Raw genomic sequence first — 18,825 nt, 5'->3', positions numbered from 1 at the left:
AACGACTGTAACGGATATTTGATAGGCTCAAAGAGTCTCTAGCTGTTGTCCAGCCTATGACCGTTCCCGTTACAGTGCTCACTGGCTACTTGGGTGCCGGTAAAACCACACTCCTCAATCGCATTCTCACCCACGAACACGGCAAGAAGGTCGCTGTGATTGTCAACGAGTTTGGCGAAGTGGGCATTGATCATCAACTGGTGGTCAATACCGATGAAGAAATTTTCGAGATGAATAATGGCTGCATTTGCTGTACGGTGCGCGGCGACTTGATCCGTATCATTGGCAACCTGATGAAGCGGCGGCACAAGTTTGATCACCTTGTTATTGAAACCACGGGGCTTGCCGATCCCGCACCCGTCATTCAAACCTTCTTCATGGATGAGGACATCCGCAGCCAAACTCACCTAGATGCCGTGATTACCGTGGTGGATGCCAAGCACATTCACTACCACTGGCAAGCGGACGAAGCCCAAGAGCAAATTGCCTTTGCCGATGTGATTTTGCTCAATAAGACGGATTTGGTGAGCGAAGCAGACCTCGCCCAGTTGCGCGATCGCATTCATGCCATGAACCCCTTGGCCAAAGTGTATTGCACCCAGCAGGCCGCCATCCCCATGGAGCACATCCTCGATGTGGGGGGCTTTGACCTTGAGCGGGCCCTCGAACTCGACCCAGACTTTCTTGGCGAAGATCACCATGAACACGATGAATCTGTGGGTTCTGTGGCCATTGTTGCTGAGGGCAAATTGGATGGTGCTAAGCTGCAAACGTGGCTGAGCCAGTTGCTGCAAACCCAAGGCCCCGATATTTTCCGCATGAAGGGGATTTTGCACCTCGCGGAGCAGCCCCAGCCCTTTGTTTTTCAGGGGGTGCATATGCTCTTTGATGGTCGTCCCCTCGATCGCCCCCTTGGCCATCAGCGCAATGAACTCATCTTTATTGGCCGTAACCTTGATGAGCACCAGCTCCGCCAAGCCTTTAGGGCGTGTCTGATTTAGAAACTAAACGTGGTGCGGATCAACCCTTGGAAAATGGGGCTATTGGTAGCGCTATTGTTGGCATTGGTGATTGCCATAAACACAGGCGTAATTGAGATATTGTCGCTGAGGGGATAGCGGAAAAAGAGTTCATAGTTGGTTTGGGTAGCATCATTGATCCCGGGTTGTGATGCCAACGAGTTAATAAAGGGCTGACCCACCGCCGCTGCTAGCAATGATCCTTCCGCCAACAAGTCCCGATAGGCCAAACCCGCCATCCATGTTTGCGCAGTGGTCTTCACTTGGCCACCAGCGGGAATGACAAAGACCCCCGGATCCACAGTAAATGGCCCCAAGCCATTAATCGTTGCTCCATCGCCATAGAGTTTCATATCGGAGTAAGCATAGCGGCCAAAGAGGCCAAACTTACCGAGGGTGAGTTCCACATTGACACCGCCGGCATTCTGGGAAATATTCAGGGTTGAGGAGTTGGTATATTGCAGGCGCACCGCAAAGTTGTTCCGTTCATTGGCACCAAAGGCACGGGCAAACTCCAGTTCCACGGTTCCCTGATAGGGATCGCCAAAAAGACCTCCTCCCGTAGGGATACCCGTCGGTGCTCCCGCTGCAGCGGCCACATAAACACCGCGCAGTGTGAAGAATCCGCCTCCCGGATTCCATTCAATACTGACACCCGCCCCACCGGGATCATTGACGGCGTAGGGCACAATCAGCGGGTTGTTGATAAAGAAATTGGAACTAAAATCCGTGAAAGAATCGTTGGCATAGCTATTGGTATCCACAATATCACTGGGATAAAATTGCGGCCCAACACCAATCGTTAAATCCTCTGTGGGCTTGAAGCTGTAGAACAGTCGAGATAATTCCACATTTGCGCCAACGCCACTGTAATCGGCAGCGCCACCGGCAATCAAGCCGTCAGTACCAATCCCCGTTGCCCCAAACGTATCTAACCCGTTGTTACCCACTTCGAGGGTCGTGGTCAGTAAATCCGTACCGCGAAAACTGGTATTGAGGTTAATCTCCACCTTGCTAATCACCGTCGGATTGTAGCTGCCCCCAGTGAACGTATTCCCAGAGATGGGGTCAACGACTTGGCGAGTATTGCCACCGGCTTGAAAGGCCATCACGGCATCCACAGAGAGCTTGGTGGTTGTTGAAAATTGCGTGGCCTCCAGAGTAGCAGTACGGGCTTCGAGGTTGTCCACCCGTCCGCGTAGGGTGGCCAGTTCGGCGGCAAACTCCTCCCTAAGCCGTTGCAAGGTGGCTAAATCTTCCTTGGTGGCAAAGCGATCGCTAATCACATCCAAGCAGGCATTCAAAGCAGCCGCCATTTCAAACCGCGTCAGGGCACGGTTGCCCCGAAAGGTGCCATCGGGATAGCCAGCAATACAGCCGTACTTTTCCACAAGGGACGCAAGGGCTTGATAGGCCCAATCGGTGGGGCGCACGTCAGACAGTTGGGAGACAGAGGTCACCTGTCCGATGCTGGCGGGAGCGGGCATCCTAGGTTCAGCAACAGCGGCTGGACTGAGTAGTGCAAGGTGAATGGCAGCCACCATAACCGTTGTTAGGGATTTTTCCATCACTGACCTCCTTACCTCACACCAAGACACGGCCTCGGGAATTCACCAAGGCTAAATGAGAATGGTAACGATTATTATTCTATTTTTTCGGTCTGTCAACCGAAGCCACGCTCAAGTTAGCATTGGGGTTATCGCTTTGCCTATCTCCCCCCGCCGCATTATGGGTGCCCTTCCCCAGCAACGTTGGCTCTTGCCACCCATTGATCTCGAGTCTTGTGACGCCTTGAGGCAGGCCTTGGGTTGCCCCGCATCACTAGCGGAAATTTATCTGCGGCGGGGTCTGACGACTCCAGAAGCGGTACAGGCCTTTCTCGAGCCGGAAACTCTAGCGCTACCGCCACCGCAAACGGTCTTTCCCGACCTTGATCTGGCAGTGGAACTCCTGCAGCAGGCGATCGCCCGCGGTGACAAAATGACCATTTGTGGCGATTACGATGCTGATGGCATGACCAGTACCGCTCTGCTGTTGCGTGCGCTGCGCCATTTGGGAGCCGACATTGACTATGAAATTCCCTCCCGCATGCAGGAAGGCTACGGCATTAATGAGCGGATTGTTCAAGACTGCTACGAGCGCGGTGTGAAACTGATTCTCACCGTGGACAACGGCATTGCTGCCCACCAGCCCATTCTCAAGGCACGGGAACTGGGGCTGACGGTGATTGTGACGGATCACCACGATGTGCCGGAGCAACTGCCCCCTGCCCATGCCATTCTCAATCCGAAACTGGTGCCGCCAACATCCCCTTACCATACCCTCGCTGGGGTGGGGATGGCCTATATCCTTGCTCTGTCCCTAGCACAGCGACTGGGCAACTGGCGGGAACTGGTGCGGCCTTTGCGGGAACTGTGTACCCTAGGCACGATCGCGGATTTGGCGCCCTTGATGGGGGTGAATCGCCGCTGGGTCAAGCAGGGGTTACAAACAATTCCCACCTCTTCTCTTGTGGGGGTGCAAGCGCTGATGCAGATGGCGGGTTGTTTGCCAGCCCAGAATACCGCCCTCAAGCCCACAGCGGTAGGGTTTCGGCTGGGACCACGCATCAATGCCATTGGCCGCATTGGTGATCCCCAAGTGGTGATTGACCTGCTGACCACCGAGGATCCGCAGCGTGCTCAGGAACTGGCAGCCCTGTGTGAGGAAACCAACCGTCGCCGTCAGGAACTCTGTGCTGAGATTGAGAGACAGGCGATCGCCCACCTTGAAGAGACGGGCTTTGATCCCCAACAGGAGTGGGTCTTAGTGATCGTCCAGCCCGACTGGCACCATGGGGTCATTGGCATTGTTGCCTCGCGGCTCGTGGAGCGCTACGGCGTACCGGTGTTTATTGGCACCTATGAAGATGAGACAACCATTCGCGGCTCAATTCGCAGCATTCCCGAATTCCATGTCTTTGAGGCCCTTGAAGCGACCAAGGATCTGCTCTTGAAATATGGCGGTCATAGGGCAGCCGGGGGGTTTAGCCTACGGGCAGAGCATTTAGCGACTTGGCGCGATCGCCTGCGAGCCTTTGCCCAAACCTGTCTCAAACCAGAGGATCTGCGTCCCCTTGTTACCCTTGATGCCGAAGTCTCCTTTGAGCAGCTGACGTGGGACTTTTACGCCCAAGTGGAGCAACTGCAACCCTTTGGCAGTGAGAATCCGCAGCCAATTTTCTGTAGTCGCGGGGTCAAGATTCTCGAACAAGCACCCATGGGTCAGCAGCGGGAACATCTGCAACTCACCCTAGAGCAGAATGGGCGGCAGATGACCGCTAAGGCTTGGCGCTGGGGACAATTTTTTCCGTTGCCCACCACGGTCGATATTGCCTATCACCTCACAGCCCACACTTGGAATGGCGAAACCCAGTTGGAACTCGAACTCAAGGGGGTCAAACCCTCACTGGCGTGGTACGTCCCTAATCCGCCCAGTCACCCGCTTCCCCATTGGCAACCCCTACCGCCTTTGACAACGCTCCTGCCGCAGTTGCGGGACAATGTCTTGCTCTATGGCTATGGCCGCCCTGAGGTTCCCCCGAACTTAACCACAGCAGCCATTCACTACGATCGCCCCCGCGATCGCTGTCGCACCCTCATTCTCTGGTCACTGCCGCCCTCTGCCACCCACTTGCGTTGGCTCTTGGCCATTGCCCAACCAGAAATGGTCTATGTAGGGTGCCAACGACCGGCGATCGCTCCGCTGACAACCCTCATCCTCTCAATTCAAAATGACCTCAAAGAACAGACTAAGGTGAATCTTTTAGCCTTGAGTCAAACCTATTGGATTGCTCCCTGTACGCTTGTAGCGATCCTGCGCCATTTGGGCTATGGCTGTGAAGGATTTGCTCCCACCCTGAGCATTACCGCAGAACTAACACGATTGCAACGCTGGTATCAGCTGCAAGCTAAGGATTTGGCACGGCTAGCGCAAAGGTGGGAGACTTCCTAATTCTTGGCAAAACAATGGCCTACAAATTGCCGCGCCGCACAGCCAATAGGAAGATAATTGCCGGCCCTGCAATGCCAATCATGGCAATCATGGTCAGTTGGGCAATCACTTCAAAGTTGATATTGCTAAGAAACTCAATAATGCCATTGAAAATTCCCATAGGTTCTCCCGAGCAATCAGCGGTTATTAGTTCGTGATTTTATTGTAGAGCAGGGGGGAGCACTCGCAGCATTTGCTTAATGGGCGCTTGAGCTTGCTGCGTCTATCCCTAAGCTACACTGTAGGAGCAGAATTCTCGGAACATTGGTCGGTGATGGGCGTGGACAAACTAGCGGCCTTACGGGATCTCATTGGCGAACTCGATCAAGCCTTGATTGCCTACTCTGGCGGCATTGATAGTACGCTTGTGGCCAAAGTTGCTCAGGATGTCTTGGGCGATCGCGCGGTGGCAGTCACGGCGGTGTCCCCCTCGCTCTTTCCAGCGGATCTAGAGGATGCCCGCATTCAGGCGGCGGCCATCGGCATTCGCCATGAACTCATTGAAACCCATGAACTGGACAATCCCAACTACGCCACGAACCCGGTGAATCGCTGTTATTTCTGCAAAAGTGAACTCCACGATCGCCTGCGGGAACTGGCACAGGCGTGGGGCTATGACTACATTCTCGATGGTGTAAATGCTGATGACCTCCAAGACTATCGCCCCGGTATTGCCGCAGCCAAGGAACGGGGGGTGCGATCGCCCCTTGCCGAGGTGGGGATTACCAAACTCGAGGTGCGCGAAATTGCCAAATCCTTGGGTTTGCCGTGGTGGAATAAACCTGCTCAACCCTGCCTGAGTTCGCGCTTTCCCTACGGTGAGGAAATTACCCCTGCCAAGCTGCAACGGGTGGGTCATGCCGAATACTACCTGCGCAAGCAGGGCTGGGAACTGTGCCGCGTCCGCAGTCATGGCGATACGGCGCGCATTGAGGTGCCCCAAGCGCAGATTGCCGACTTTGTGACAATGATCGATCTTGAAAAGCTGGTGAGCCACTTTCAAGCGCTAGGGTTTACCTATGTCACCTTAGATCTGGAAGGCTTTCGCAGTGGCAAGCTCAACGCCGTGATCGGGCGCGATCGCTAACGAGATTATAGGGACTGAGACTCTGGAGAATTTCCCGACCATAGCTGCGCTCCGTGAGCCGCCGATCCAAAATCGCCACCAGCGTTTCATCCTGACGCACAGGGGCAAGGGCGCGATCCAATATCGTCAAGCACTCTGGCAAGAGATACTGGCGAAACCAATCCTGTTTTTGCTGCTTGTGCCATTCAATGCGGGCACTTACCACCGCTTTTTCCGGCGAGGGCAAGGGCAGTGTGGTCAAGACAAACAGCGCCGGGCAAGGCAACTGCGCCCCATGACGCAGCCAAAAGGCTTCCCCCGTCACTAAAATCGTGTTCGTATCAAGGGTTGGCGTCTCCACCTGTACCCGTGAACCATAGAGGGCAGCCAATTGGGTGGCCAACTGTTCCCGCAGCGGCACATCACTCACAAGGATCACCGCCCGCCGATGGCCAATCGTGCCAATAAGATCGTAGAGACGCCGCAGGACGGCTGGGGCAAATTCCGGGGTGTTGGGGAGAGGTAAGTCTTCGGAGATCGCAAGGGTAATCGCTTCACTGTGGCGATCGCTGGCAAATTTAATCGTCGTTTGGGGCGGAATCCCTAGTTCCTGCTGCACATAGGCTAGAGGGGAGTCTGTATCGGGGCCGCTGCCGATGAGGACAAAAGGCGCTTGCGACCAAAGATCCTTAAAATAGGCGCGGAAACTGAGGGGGTGTCCTTGGAGGCTGAAGTACCCCACCGTGGGGTGGCGCCGTCCCCAAATCACCGTGTCACTGCGGTTGAGGTAGTCCCGCAATTGCGACCATTGGGGAGGCAGCGCCTGCGGCCATTGATGCAGGAGTTCAAGGAGCGATTGCTGTTCTGTAGGGGTGAGCAGATAGTCGCCGTAGGGATTCTGAGGCCGCTGAAAGAGGTGCTGCACCAACTGGGCATAGACTTGGCGAATCGCACCAACGGCGCTGGGAATCGCGAGTTTCAGGTGCTCCCAATCGCTGGTGGTAATGGTGCAGGTCATCTGCTGCTGGGCAATTTGGGGCAAGGCTTCAATGCCATCAATGATTGTGACGACATTGGGATGGGCGGTGGCGTGGCGACACCAGTCCTCAAGGCTCATCACAAGCATCCCCTCAAAGGCTGGCTGCGGGCATTGGCTATGCTGAATCGGTTTCCTCACCGCAAGGAAGGTGAGGAGTTCAGGAATTTCTTGGTGCAGTAGTCGTGTCAGTCGCTCTTGGGGGACGACGAGCAGGGCAGGTTCAGGATACAACAGCAGTGGCAACAGATAACTCAGGCCATAGCGATGGTGCAACACCGCCCGCTGGCTAACCTGAAGTAAGCACCCCCGCCGCAGGCGCAGGGCACGGGCAACCAACCGTGCCAAGGTGAGATGGTGAGGCCACTGGCGATCGCCACTGCTGCGTAAAAATGCCCGTAATTGGCGGTGAACCTCTGCCTCAATCACAATCTGCTCGCTGTGGAACAACAATCCCCTATTGTGGCACGTTAGCCTTGATTCAGTTGTTGTTTGCGTCGCTGTTCGAGGGCAGTACGGGCTTCCTCGCGATCGTCAAAGTGGACTTTTTCAGTGCCCAGAATTTGGTAGTCCTCATGACCTTTGCCAGCAATGATCACGCCATCACCCGGCGCTGCGCTCAGAATGGCTTGCAGAATCGCTTGACGGCGATCGGCCTCAACAATCAGCGGCGTTTGCGGTGGGATACCGGCAAGGATGTCATCAAGAATGCGGCGGGGATCCTCGGTGCGCGGGTTATCGGATGTCACCACCACTTGATCCGCAAGGCGAGCGGCAATGGCTCCCATCTGGGAACGCTTGGTACGATCGCGATCGCCCCCACAACCAAAGACACAGATTAGCTTACCGGGAATAAAGGGACGGGCAGCTTTTAACAAGTTCTCAAGGCTATCGGGGGTATGGGCATAATCCACAAGAACCGTAATCTCTTGGTCTGGGCTAATGCGCACCTGCTCCATCCGCCCCGGTACCCCCGCAAAGTCACGAATCGCCTTCAGCATCGATTCTAGGGGGAGTCCTACCGCTGCCCCCATGGCGATCGCCGCCAGCACATTGGCCACATTAAACTGTCCCACCAACGGCGAGTCTAGGGTGCCGCTACCGATAGGGGTATGAACCGTGCCCGTCACGCCATTGACACGATAGGTGAGATGCTCAGCCCAAAAATCGGCATCTTCGCTGAGGCCATAGGTCCAGTAGCGATCGCGCGGCAACTGTTGAGCCAGTCGCTGGCCAAAGGGATCATCGCCATTGAGAATTGCTCGACCCTTGAGATAGTCAGCAGTAAAGAGCTTGGCCTTAGCGGCAAAATAGTCCTCCAGATCGCGGTGATAATCCAGATGATCTTGGGTCAAGTTGGTAAAAGCCGCCACCTCAAACTGACAGCCCCACACCCGATCCTGCGCCAAGGCATGGGAACTCACCTCCATCACCCCAAACCGACAGCCCGCTGCGACTGCTGCCGCTAATTGTTCCTGAAGGGTCACCGCAAAGGGCGTGGTATGACTGGCAATCTCACAGTGTCCCGGCCAGCGACTGTAGAGCGTTCCCAAGAGTGCCGTTGGATAGCCCACACTGTTGAGGAGATGTTCCACCAAGTGGGTGGTGGTTGTTTTGCCGTTGGTACCCGTAACCCCTAGCAGGCTGAGATGCTGGCTGGGGTAATGATAAAAAGCAGCCGCGAGCCGACCACAGGCACGCTCAATATCGGGCACCACAATCACACAGGCATCTCCCTCACGGGGTTTGGCTTGCGGAGACACCACAGCCGCGATCGCCCCCGCTGCCAAGGCACTTGGCCAAAAATTGCCCCCATTCACCCGCGTGCCAGGCATGCCAATAAACAACGAGCCACGCTGACACTCCCAAGAATTCGTACTCAGGGACTTCACCTCTTGATCGAGGGCAGGATGCTCAAAACTCGGCGTAATCTCTGCCGCCGTCAGGAGTTCCCGTAGGTTCATGGCTGTGCATCTCCAGTGATAGGCCGTTTAGGGTATTGTGGCACTACGGCACTTGGCTGTAAAAGATACGGCAATGAACGACCCCACTGTATGAATGAGGAATTCTGCGAGAGGAGATGCAGCCTAGGCACGTACCAGTTTGTGAAGTGTCTTGAGTTGCACTGAAAGCGCATGGACCCTAGCGGATTGGCGTAATTGCTCAACACAGCAGGTGACGGGAGTTACAGGCTGTCCCCCTAGCATCCTGTGACAATTTTTGCCCAAAGCTTGCCTTTTGTTAAAATTCCGATAATCTAGTTCATAAAAATCCGAATAATAACATGTCATTAAGGTGTGGGTGTTGGGTGATGAGTGAGTGGCACAAAACAGACTGGAACATGGATGATCAAGAATGGCAAGCGATCGCCAATTCTCGCCGCCAGATTGAAACCTCTTGGCACAGGACAATTCACCGCGTTCAGGTTCCCTCCAGAACCGCCTCGAAACCCTTAGACGCGATCACCATGCCAGCAGTTTCCCATCCGCGTTCGATTCAACCCATTGGTATTCAACCGTGGCAAGCCGAATTCACCAAAGAACGCTTTGCCTCCCGTTCGCGACTCCCCCTCAAACGGTCACAGGTGGAACTGCCGCAATTTGCCAGCCGTCGTTAGAGCACTCCTCTTTCTCTCAGCTTACGAGGTCTATCAATTATGTGTGGCATTGTTGGTTATATTGGCCCACAGCGAGCAACCCAAGTCCTGCTTCAGGGGCTGCAAAAGCTGGAATATCGGGGCTATGATTCCGCTGGCATTGCCACCCTCAATGAGGGCGAACTCCTCTGTGTGCGCGCCAAGGGCAAACTCCACAACTTAGCCGAAAAAGTTGAACAGCTCGACATTGTTGCCCATGTTGGCATTGGCCACACCCGTTGGGCGACCCACGGTAAACCAGAGGAACACAATGCCCACCCTCATCGCGACAGCCGCGATCGCCTAGCCGTGGTGCAAAATGGCATCATTGAAAACTACCGTGAACTGCGGGAGCAACTCCAAGCGCGGGGGCACATTTTCCGCTCCGAAACCGATACAGAAGTCATTCCCCACCTGATTGCCGAAGCGTTGCCTGAGACCCCCACCGCCAATGGCCTCCTAGAAGCGGTGCGCCAAGCTGTGCATCAATTGGAAGGGGCGTTTGCGATCGCCGTTATCTGTGCAGATTATCCCGATGAATTGATCGTGGCCCGGCAGCAAGCTCCTCTTGTGATTGGTTTTGGCCAAGGGGAATTCTTCTGCGCCTCCGATACCCCAGCGATCATTCCCTATACCCGTGCTGTATTGCCGCTGGAAAATGGCGAACTGGCTCGGTTGACGCCCACAGGGGTTGAAGTCTATGACTTTGCGGGACATCGCCTACGCAAAACCCCTCGCACCCTCAACTGGAACCCCGTCATGGTGGAAAAGCAGGGCTTTAAGCACTACATGCTCAAGGAAATCTATGAGCAGCCGGGGGTGGTGCGCACCTGTTTAGAGGACTATTTGCGAGCCGATTGGGATGAGAACAGTTCCTTTAGCCCGGTGCAATTGCACCTAGACCCCAGCCTCCTCGAAAATCTGCAGCACATTCAAATTGTTGCCTGTGGCACCAGTTGGCACGCCAGCCTTGTGGGCAAATATCTTCTTGAGCAAATCGCCCAGATTCCCACCAGTGTGCAATATGCCTCAGAGTTTCGCTACGCGCCGCCGCCCCTGCTACCCCATACCCTGACCATTGGTGTCACCCAGTCTGGGGAAACAGCCGATACCCTTGCCGCTCTAGAGATGGAGCTAAAACGCCGCCAAGGACTCGCGGGCGCTCTCCAACCTCGTTTGCTGGGGATTACCAATCGCCCAGAAAGTAGTCTTGGGCATCTGGTGCCCCACATTATTGATACCCGTGCCGGTATTGAAATTGGCGTAGCCGCCACAAAAACATTCGTTGCCCAGTTGATGGCCTTCTATCTGCTGACCCTAGAATTGACATGGCAGCGGCAGTCTTGCGATCGCTCCCGCTTGGCGGAACTCGTCACTGGCTTGCGCCAATTGCCTGCCCAGATGGAGCAAATTTTAGAAAGCCAAGAACGCTATATTGAAGCTCTCTCCCATGACTTTTCCGAGACCCAAGACTTTATCTTTTTGGGACGCGGCATCAACTTTCCCATTGCCCTCGAAGGTGCCCTCAAACTCAAGGAAATTAGCTATATCCATGCCGAGGGGTATCCTGCGGGTGAGATGAAACATGGCCCGATCGCCCTCCTCGATGCCAAAGTACCGGTAGTCACGATCGCCATGCCCGGCAGTGTCTTTGAGAAAGTCCTCTCCAATGCCCAAGAAGCCCGTGCCCGCGATGCCCGCCTCATTGGTGTCACCCCCCTCGACGGGGCTGAAGCCCAGCACACCTTCGATAACCTTTTACCTGTACCCGAGGTCGATGAGCTTCTCTCCCCCATCCTGACGGTGATCCCCCTGCAACTGTTGGCGTATCACATTGCTGCCCGCCGTGGCTTAGATGTCGATCAACCCCGCAACCTCGCCAAGTCAGTAACCGTTGAATAACCTTGTATTACACCGACGGCAATGCCAATAACTAATAAAAGATAAAAGACCACATAGAAAAACTTGTGGTTCTGCTCCTAGGGGGTACTTAATTTTTGAGCGATAATAATGACGAAATTAACTAAAAGAAGATTAAGTCAAGTTCAGTAAGTTATCTTCTTCGTGGGTTGAGATCACGCAATCGGATGTGGGATAGGCCGCACACAGCAGCACAAATCCAGCATCCAACTCCTTGGGCTTTAAAAAGGAGTGATCCGACTGATCCACCGTCCCTTTGATGATCCGACCAGCACAGTTGACGCAGGCACCGGCGCGGCAGGAGTAGGGCAAAGCAATGCCCTGGGCTTCGGCAGCATCAAGAATATACTCGTCGGCATGAACACGAATGGTTTTATTCAAGCCTCTTGCTTCATTGACCAGTGTGACACTATAAACTTTGCTATGATCCCGCTTTGTCATTTAAGCTCTCCTAAAACTGGCTTTTGAAATGTCTGTCTGTTTGTCCGCTTAACTCATGACTTTAGAGCGATCGCAACCCCACAGGCAGTTGTAGAACGCATTCCATATTGCTTTCATTTTAGCAAAGGCACTCAGGGGAACGACTGTTATACGGAATTGTTTATACTTTGAAACTATTTATCAAAGCAATGCAGGATCTGGGTTGAGCTAGTTGCCGGTTTGAGTGGCAGGTGGTGTACCCTGCGGTTGACTGGGGGAGAAGCCCGATCGCCAGACGGCTCCTGCGATAATGGCAACAACCACAAGGGCGATCGCCCCTAGACCCACGAGGCTGGTTTTTGAGCCTTGGCTCTCTTTTTCATGGACGGTTTCTTTGTTGTTCCCCTGTGGCTCCCTGTCGCTCTCACTGGCCAAGGTCTCTTTTGCGGATTCGGCTTCAGGATGTAACTGCGTGGCTGCCGCTGCCACCAATTCACGGCTCGGGGTTCGCCGCAGTTCGCCACTTAGCTCCATACCCACAAGGGTTTCCTTGGCACCCCGCAGATCGGATTTAATGCTTTGGAAGGCAATGGATTGCAGATATTGGCTGAACTCGGTATCCGCCATCGAGAGCATGAGATAGGAAGCCTTGGCTTTACGACCAAAGAGAATCACATCGCCGTGCTGCAATTCATGGCTACTGATGCGCTTGCCATTGACAAAGGTGCCGTTGGTACTGGGCTTACCATTGGCATTGCCATCCACCAAACGATAGCGGTAGCTGGTGGTACCGGGGACAGGTACCCGCAGGAGAATAGCGTGCTGGCGAGAAACCGTTTCAAAGTCAATCACAATGGCATTACTCTCATCGCGCCCAAGGGAGTAGGCCGCTGCCTCAAGGGCGATCGCCCGCCGGCCACCCACGGTATTCAAAATTAAAACGTGACGTTCCTGTTGCAGGCTATTCATTACCTCTATCCCCCGTGTTTCAACAGCCCTCAAGAAATCATCCCCTCTGCAAATCTGAATCCTCCCCCCTTCATCTTGAGTTAGGGCAGGAGCAACGTTACAAAACGTGACACTTCAACAAGTGGTCTAGGCTGTGTGCTTACTTCTACCTTTGCCTGTTTCACCTAGGGCTGCTGTGATATTGATCACATTTAAGAGGGTTTTTAGGGAGCGCCACAAATCGTAACAAGTCGTTATCCTCAACCCCACTGCCAGAAAAGCAGCCTAAAATTAATTTGGTTACTGTGGATTCAATGGTGCTTGGAGTTTATTCCTATGGCCACGGATTTTAATCGCGGCATTATGAAGTTTGATGGTGCCGACAGCCCAGCGATGATCGCGATTTCTGCCGTTTTGATTCTTGGCTTTATTGCGGCACTCATTTGGTGGGCACTCCACACGGCCTACGCCTAAGGGAGCGATCGCTCCAGATGGATCGTGTGCTCGGTGAGGGCTTCAAAGGTTGCATCGTGGCTAATCACAAAAAGTTGATGAAAACTTCTGAGATTGCTTAGGCTCTCGGCCAGTTGTTGGCGGCGCACCTGATCCATATTGGTGGTCGGTTCATCAAAGAAGGCAATGTCGGTGTTGACCAGTACCCGCAGCAGGGCTAAGCGCACCGCAAGAGCCGCACACATTTGCTCACCGCCGGAGAGGCTTTTGAAGGGTCGCCAGTAGCCGCCTTCATTCACCTGAATCTCATAGTCCGATGTCCACTGGAGCGCCACATCGGGACGGTTGAGAAGTTCGCGCAGCAGGCGATCGGCTTCGCTGGAAACGGTGTGCAGATAGGCTTCACTAACGCGGGGGCCACTCTTTTTGAAAATCTCGCGGGCCGTCTCAATCAGAGAGTGGTGTTTTTGTGCCGCTACGAGCTTTTGCAGTGTCTTTTCCTGTTCGGTGGCGACTTCATCAAGATGCTTGAGGGTGGCAAGGCAGCTTTGGTACTGCTTTTCTTTTTCAGGAATCGCACCAAGGAGCCGTTGATACTCGCGGTGTAGGTTTTCGTAGCGATCGCGCACGGCTTCCAGAGCGGCTAAATCCACCCGCTGCTCTTGGGTGTTGTACTCTGCTTGGGCTTTGGCAAGGGCAGCTTTCAACTCATGGGCGGCTTGCATAGCTGTTTTCAGGGCCGCTTCATAGCTTTCTACTTGGGCGGCCTGCTGCTGGTGTTGGAGATAGGTATCATAGCTGGGACGTAGTCTAGCTAGCTCATCGCTAAGCTGTTGCCGCTGTTCCTCAAGGGTGGCATAGTGTTGGCGTTCCTCATAAAGGGGGGTGAGGCGAGCTTGTAGGGTGGCCTGTTCGGTACCCAAACGTGCGTAGTCGGCTTCCAGTTGGGGGGCTGCTGCCTGCTGCTCCAGTAACAGTTGGCGCTGGGCATGGGGTTGGCCAAGGTTGGCGCGTTCTTCCCGTAACTCGTTCAAGCGGCGTTCTAAATCAGTGAGTTCTTTGCTTAGGGGTTCTACGGTTTGCTGGCGATCGCTCAACTGCTTAAGCTCTGCTGCCAAACGGCTGCGTTCCTCCTCAAGGGCTTGGGCTTGCAAGAGGGATCGTTCTGCTGCGGCAGCACGGGCAATGTCAGTTTCTAACTGTTTTAACGTTTGGTTGAGGGCGGGAATAGCGGCAGGATCTGTGAGGGTTTGTCGCAGTGCCGTGAGTTGATCCAAAAGCCAATGGTAGTTCTCCTGCAGCTGTTGGAGTGCCGTTAGCCCCTGTTCAATGGCAGGGCGAACTAGAGCAAATTGCTGAGCGGCAGTGAGTTCGGCGATCGCCGCCGCTACAAGGGGATCCGTTTCCGTGGCTTGGGTTTGCGCTCTCTTGAGAATGGGATCGAGGGTAGCAGCAAAGGCATGGGCGGCGGTGGCGTGGCTGAGTTGGGCTTGGAGTCGCTCCCGTTCTGCCTGTTTAGCGCTCAAGGTGGCGGCTATGGGACGCTGTTGCTCTAGGGCTTGCACCTGTTGCGCAATTTTCTCAAGGCGGGCTTGCAACGTTGCCGCTTGTTGCTTGAGGTGGCGCAGTTCTTGATCTGCCTGTTGGGCTTGTTGGTAGCGCGCCTCAAGGGGGACAATTTCGGCATCGAGGGCGTCAGCAGCAGCAATTTGGGGTTCAAGGGCAGCAAGTTGACTAGCAATGGTGGCGATCGCTTGGCGTTGGCTTTCAATACTAGCTAATTGGGTGGCCAGCTTTTGTTGCTGCTGCTCTAGCTTGCGAATGTTCTGCTCAAGGGCAGCTCGTCCCCGTAGTTGCTGCTCAAGTTCTTGGTAGCGGCTCTCTTGCTGCCGATAGCGATCATAGTCGGATTGCAGTTGCTGGCACTGGGCTTGGCTATTGCGAGCTGCGGCCAACTGGCGCTGGCGATCGCGACAGAGTTCCTCCTGCTGACGCAGTTGGGCTTCGAGGCGCTGACAGGTTTGCGCAAGACGGTTCAGCGTTTCAACGGCAGCTTCGTATTGCTGTTTTTCGGTGGCTAAGGCCTGACATTGTTGGCGTAATTCCTCGCACTGCTGGCGATCGCGCTCTAGCTCCGCTGCCAAGGCGGTTGCCTGTTGTTCATATTGCGATCGCGTGGCCAGTTCCTGTTTTTGCACAGCCAACTGCCGCTCTAGGGACACCACCCGCTCTTGGGAAAAATTCACGAGGGCAAGGGCATTGTCAAAGGCTTGGCGATAGTCACTGACTTGCAAAATCGGTTCAAAAACTTGCCGCCGCTGGGCGGGTGGCTTGAGAAAATCCGCCGTGATCATCCCTTGGGGAATGCCAATGATCTGCTCAAAGAGATCCCGAAGCGGAAAGGCACTGCGGATACCAAGGTGCTCCTGCAACCACACCTGCACATCTTCACGCAACGAAAGACCGAGGTCTCCCACTTGGGGGTCATAAATCGCGTACCCCGTTTGCGTATTGCGCCGTACCACATAGGAGCGACCATCTGCTGCCGAGATAAACTGAACTGTGGCTTCGGCGCGTTTAGCACCCTTGCGAATAATCGCCTTATTAAAGCCACTGCCATAGCCCGAGGTGGCATCAAAGAGAACCCAGGCAATGGCTTCAAAAATACTGGTTTTGCCCGCACCATTCTCGCCACAGATGACATTCACACCGGGCAGAAACTCAAACGTGCGATCGCGGTGGGTCTTAAAATTTTTTAGGGTTAGTCGCTGAATTTCCACCGTCTGTCTCCAAAGGCTAGGGCAGTTGATAGAACGTTGATCAACCCATATCAAACAACAAGTGAGAGAGTTAAAGCTAGCTACCCTCGCTCAGCCAAGTGTGAAGTTCTTTAGGAATATTACTTGTCGGCAGGTGTTCTGCATTGATAAAACAATCCATACTTTTACAAAAGTTTACTTGGTCTTAAGTCTTTTTGAAAAAGTTGCCATTAGCCAGTGACTTTCCCTAGGCTGGATCTATAGCAATACCCTTGTTTCTCGGCAAGCTTGGTCTCCGCACTCAATGCTCCTAGCTCTAGGCACCCTACGCTGGGAGAAATGCCTAGTTTATCTTATCAAGCGTATTTCCAGTGCCTAGGGTTAGCGATGCCGTGCACCGCTACTTTCTCCAGAGGCAGTTGAGTTGACAATTACAGCATTTCACCACGAGAGGATTTGGCCTGTGGATTTATTACATAAGCAGATTCTGGTTCTGAGTAACAAAATTGATGCCCTCTACCAGATCGTTGAACAACTCAACCAAAAGGTTTCTAAGGCCCTAGAGGAGGGGCGGCTCAAGCCTCTGCCTGTAACCCCTACTGAGCAGAATCCTCTGCCCAAACCGCGTCCTTTGGTGAGTACCCCAGAACACAAGGATATTTTGGTGGATGATGACTATAGCCAAACACGCAACCTCAGTGGCGATCGCCCCCTGAGTCCAGAGGTGCAAATTCAACGGCTGACGGCACAACTCACGGCGGCCTACAATCAGATTGCGGCGCTAGAGGAGCAGTTGCTCTCCCACCACATCCATAGCCACTGAGGTACCGCAAGTTAAATTGTGAGGTGAGCCAGTACCTGCTGGCGCCATTGGGCATTTTGCTGGCGATCGCTCTTAAATTCCAAAAGTCGTACCTTTGGCCAAGGGGCAAGGGAAAGTTGGGTTTTCACATCCGCCCAGTCCTGTAAGCAGTGATAGGGAATGCCGTAGGCCGCTGCAAGCTGGGCAAAATTGACCGCTTGGGGGGTGGCAAAAAAGCTCTCAAAGGGTGGATCAAACCGCCGAATCGGTAGATGCTCAAAAATACCACCGCCGTTGTTATTGATCAGCAGTACGGTTAGACACCCTTGAAACTGGGGCGTGATCAGCCAGCCATTGGTATCGTGCAAGCAGGCCAAATCCCCCGTGATCAAGAGGGTGGGCTGACCGCGATGGGCAACCCCAAGGGCACTAGATAATGTGCCATCAATGCCGTTGGCGCCTCGATTAAAGTAAAAACGATGGTGGCGATCGCTCGCCCGCCAAACACTCTCAACATCGCGCACGGGCATACTACTGGCCACAAAAATCGCCGTTTGCGATGGCAACCACTGCGGCAGATGGTAAATCAGCTTGGCCTCACAGAACCAATCAATGGCCTCCAAGGTTCGCTTCAGTTGCTCATGTACTCGTTGATCGTGGTCTTGCCAGTCCTTGAGGTAGGGGTTGGGGGGCAGGGGGTCGGGGGGGCAGTCCAGATCTTGGGGGGCGATCGCCAGCGTCTGACAGCGGCCATGGAGGGGATTGTTGTTATCGCCCGTGGGGTCAAGGCACCAGATCAGCGGATCGCAGGCACTGAGCCACTCCCGCAGGGCTTTACTGGTGGGCAGCGGCCCTAGTTGAATCACTGCTTCAGGACGCAAGGATTCCCGTAGGTGGCCATTTCGCAGCAGCAGATCGTAATGGGTAATGCCGTGGGGCAGTCCCCGTGCGCAGGAGAGGGCATCGGCAAGCACTGGCCACTGCAGAAACCGACTCAGGCGATCGATCGCGGCCGCTTCCGCCAAAGGCTCCACCCCATGACTGGGTCCTGCAATAATCAACCCCCGCTGCATCTGTTGCCATGTTTGCCAAGGGAGAGCGGTGACAACCCGAGGCGGCACAAAGGGCTGCACCTGATCAAAGAAGTTTTCAGGAAGTGCCCCATGAAAATTGGCCTCAGAGCGCAGGTCAAGGGGATCCCGTAGAGGAATATTCAAATGGACTGGCCCCGGATCTGGCCAGAGGGCAGTTTGCCAGCTATGGCAGAGGGTTTGCCGCAGGTAGGGCAGCAAAGCAAGTTCCGGCAGACTTAGTTCGCGATAGTGACGTACGGCATGACCATAGAGATGCACCTGATCAATGGCTTGTCCCGCTTGGCAAAAGCGCAATTCGGGGGGGCGATCGGCGGTCAGCACAATTAACGGTAAATGACTAAGGCTTGCTTCAATAATCGCGGGATAGAAATTGGCCGCAGCAGTACCTGAAGTGCAGACAAGGGCAACGGGTCGTCCCTGCTGTTGGACAAGGCCAAGGGCAAAAAAAGCTGCCGAGCGTTCGTCAAGAATCGGCAGGGCCTCAAGATGGGGATGGGCAGCAGCCGCGATCGCCAATGGTCCCGAACGTGATCCCGGCGAGAGAACGACTGTCCGCAGTCCTAAGCGATAGAGGGTTTCAAAGAGGACGCTCGCCCAGAGGACATTGAGATTTTCAGTGAGAATCATTCATCAATCCAGAA

Annotated in this window: 15 protein-coding genes; 7 read left to right on the top strand and 8 right to left on the bottom strand. The window is 54.4% G+C overall.

What is annotated here, in order from left to right; genetic code table 11:
* Positions 1-56 precede the first annotated feature (56 nt).
* Positions 57-1,001 (top strand): GTP-binding protein, encoded by a 945-nt coding sequence (locus RHH53_RS11915; RefSeq protein WP_206200329.1) that lies wholly within the window; start codon positions 57-59, stop codon positions 999-1,001.
* On the opposite strand, the gene RHH53_RS11910 is transcribed toward RHH53_RS11915, so the two are convergent.
* Positions 998-2,587, bottom strand: coding sequence for an iron uptake porin (locus RHH53_RS11910; RefSeq protein ID WP_310743833.1), 1,590 nt, complete (start codon positions 2,585-2,587; stop codon positions 998-1,000). The genes RHH53_RS11915 and RHH53_RS11910 overlap by 4 nt on opposite strands.
* Before the next feature lie 136 nt (positions 2,588-2,723).
* Here RHH53_RS11910 and recJ point away from each other — a divergent pair, with 136 nt between their 5' ends.
* Positions 2,724-5,012, top strand: a complete 2,289-nt coding sequence (recJ, locus tag RHH53_RS11905; RefSeq protein ID WP_310743832.1) for a single-stranded-DNA-specific exonuclease RecJ — start codon at positions 2,724-2,726, stop codon at positions 5,010-5,012.
* A gap of 19 nt (positions 5,013-5,031) precedes the next feature.
* Here the strand turns inward: recJ and psb30 are convergent, their stop codons facing one another.
* Positions 5,032-5,172 carry a photosystem II reaction center protein Ycf12/Psb30 gene (gene psb30, locus RHH53_RS11900; protein ID WP_149819710.1) on the bottom strand — a complete coding sequence of 47 codons (141 nt, stop codon included), beginning with the start codon at positions 5,170-5,172 and terminating at the stop codon, positions 5,032-5,034.
* Positions 5,173-5,325: 153 nt separating this feature from the next.
* On the opposite strand from psb30, the gene larE reads away from it, so the two are divergent.
* Positions 5,326-6,138, top strand: a complete 813-nt coding sequence (gene larE / locus RHH53_RS11895) for an ATP-dependent sacrificial sulfur transferase LarE (RefSeq protein WP_310744269.1) — start codon at positions 5,326-5,328, stop codon at positions 6,136-6,138.
* Here the strand turns inward: larE and RHH53_RS11890 are convergent.
* Together RHH53_RS11890 and RHH53_RS11885 are read right to left on the bottom strand one after the other, a co-directional pair.
* The gene (locus RHH53_RS11890) at positions 6,110-7,606 is read right to left on the bottom strand and encodes a helicase C-terminal domain-containing protein (RefSeq protein WP_310743831.1); all 1,497 of its coding nucleotides are present in this window, start codon (positions 7,604-7,606) and stop codon (positions 6,110-6,112) included. The genes larE and RHH53_RS11890 overlap by 29 nt on opposite strands.
* Before the next feature lie 17 nt (positions 7,607-7,623).
* Positions 7,624-9,117, bottom strand: a complete 1,494-nt coding sequence (locus RHH53_RS11885) for a UDP-N-acetylmuramoyl-L-alanyl-D-glutamate--2,6-diaminopimelate ligase (RefSeq protein WP_310743830.1) — start codon at positions 9,115-9,117, stop codon at positions 7,624-7,626.
* A 347-nt stretch (positions 9,118-9,464) separates the two neighbouring features.
* On the opposite strand from RHH53_RS11885, the gene RHH53_RS11880 reads away from it, so the two are divergent.
* Both RHH53_RS11880 and glmS read left to right on the top strand, forming a co-directional pair.
* Positions 9,465-9,770, top strand: a complete 306-nt coding sequence (locus tag RHH53_RS11880; RefSeq protein ID WP_302678374.1) for a hypothetical protein — start codon at positions 9,465-9,467, stop codon at positions 9,768-9,770.
* A 39-nt stretch (positions 9,771-9,809) separates the two neighbouring features.
* On the top strand, positions 9,810-11,690 hold the full coding sequence (gene glmS / locus RHH53_RS11875; protein ID WP_206200324.1) for a glutamine--fructose-6-phosphate transaminase (isomerizing): 1,881 nt from the start codon (positions 9,810-9,812) through the stop codon (positions 11,688-11,690).
* A gap of 132 nt (positions 11,691-11,822) precedes the next feature.
* Here glmS and RHH53_RS11870 read toward each other — a convergent pair whose 3' ends face one another.
* Together RHH53_RS11870 and RHH53_RS11865 are read right to left on the bottom strand one after the other, a co-directional pair.
* The gene (locus tag RHH53_RS11870) at positions 11,823-12,149 is read right to left on the bottom strand and encodes a 2Fe-2S iron-sulfur cluster-binding protein (protein WP_206200323.1); all 327 of its coding nucleotides are present in this window, start codon (positions 12,147-12,149) and stop codon (positions 11,823-11,825) included.
* A 207-nt stretch (positions 12,150-12,356) separates the two neighbouring features.
* On the bottom strand, positions 12,357-13,097 hold the full coding sequence (locus RHH53_RS11865; protein WP_206200322.1) for an FHA domain-containing protein: 741 nt from the start codon (positions 13,095-13,097) through the stop codon (positions 12,357-12,359).
* A 315-nt stretch (positions 13,098-13,412) separates the two neighbouring features.
* Here RHH53_RS11865 and RHH53_RS11860 point away from each other — a divergent pair, with 315 nt between their 5' ends.
* Complete coding sequence (locus RHH53_RS11860; protein WP_024125599.1) at positions 13,413-13,550, top strand: hypothetical protein; 138 nt, start codon at positions 13,413-13,415, stop codon at positions 13,548-13,550.
* Here the strand turns inward: RHH53_RS11860 and RHH53_RS11855 are convergent.
* Positions 13,547-16,309, bottom strand: a complete 2,763-nt coding sequence (locus RHH53_RS11855; protein WP_310743829.1) for an SMC family ATPase — start codon at positions 16,307-16,309, stop codon at positions 13,547-13,549. The two genes, RHH53_RS11860 and RHH53_RS11855, sit on opposite strands and share 4 nt — an antisense overlap.
* 442 nt (positions 16,310-16,751) lie before the next feature.
* Between RHH53_RS11855 and RHH53_RS11850 the strand changes: the two genes are divergently transcribed.
* Positions 16,752-17,111: a hypothetical protein gene (locus tag RHH53_RS11850; RefSeq protein ID WP_206200320.1), complete on the top strand. Its 360-nt coding sequence runs from the start codon at positions 16,752-16,754 to the stop codon at positions 17,109-17,111.
* Between the two features lie 11 nt (positions 17,112-17,122).
* Here RHH53_RS11850 and menD read toward each other — a convergent pair whose 3' ends face one another.
* Positions 17,123-18,811 (bottom strand): 2-succinyl-5-enolpyruvyl-6-hydroxy-3-cyclohexene-1-carboxylic-acid synthase, encoded by a 1,689-nt coding sequence (menD, locus tag RHH53_RS11845; RefSeq protein WP_310743828.1) that lies wholly within the window; start codon positions 18,809-18,811, stop codon positions 17,123-17,125.
* Between the last annotated feature and the right edge of the window lie 14 nt (positions 18,812-18,825).

Source organism: Thermosynechococcus sp. PKX82 (genome assembly GCF_031583255.1).
Classification (GTDB): domain Bacteria; phylum Cyanobacteriota; class Cyanobacteriia; order Thermosynechococcales; family Thermosynechococcaceae; genus Thermosynechococcus.
This window is presented reverse-complemented; position numbering and strand designations above follow the sequence as displayed.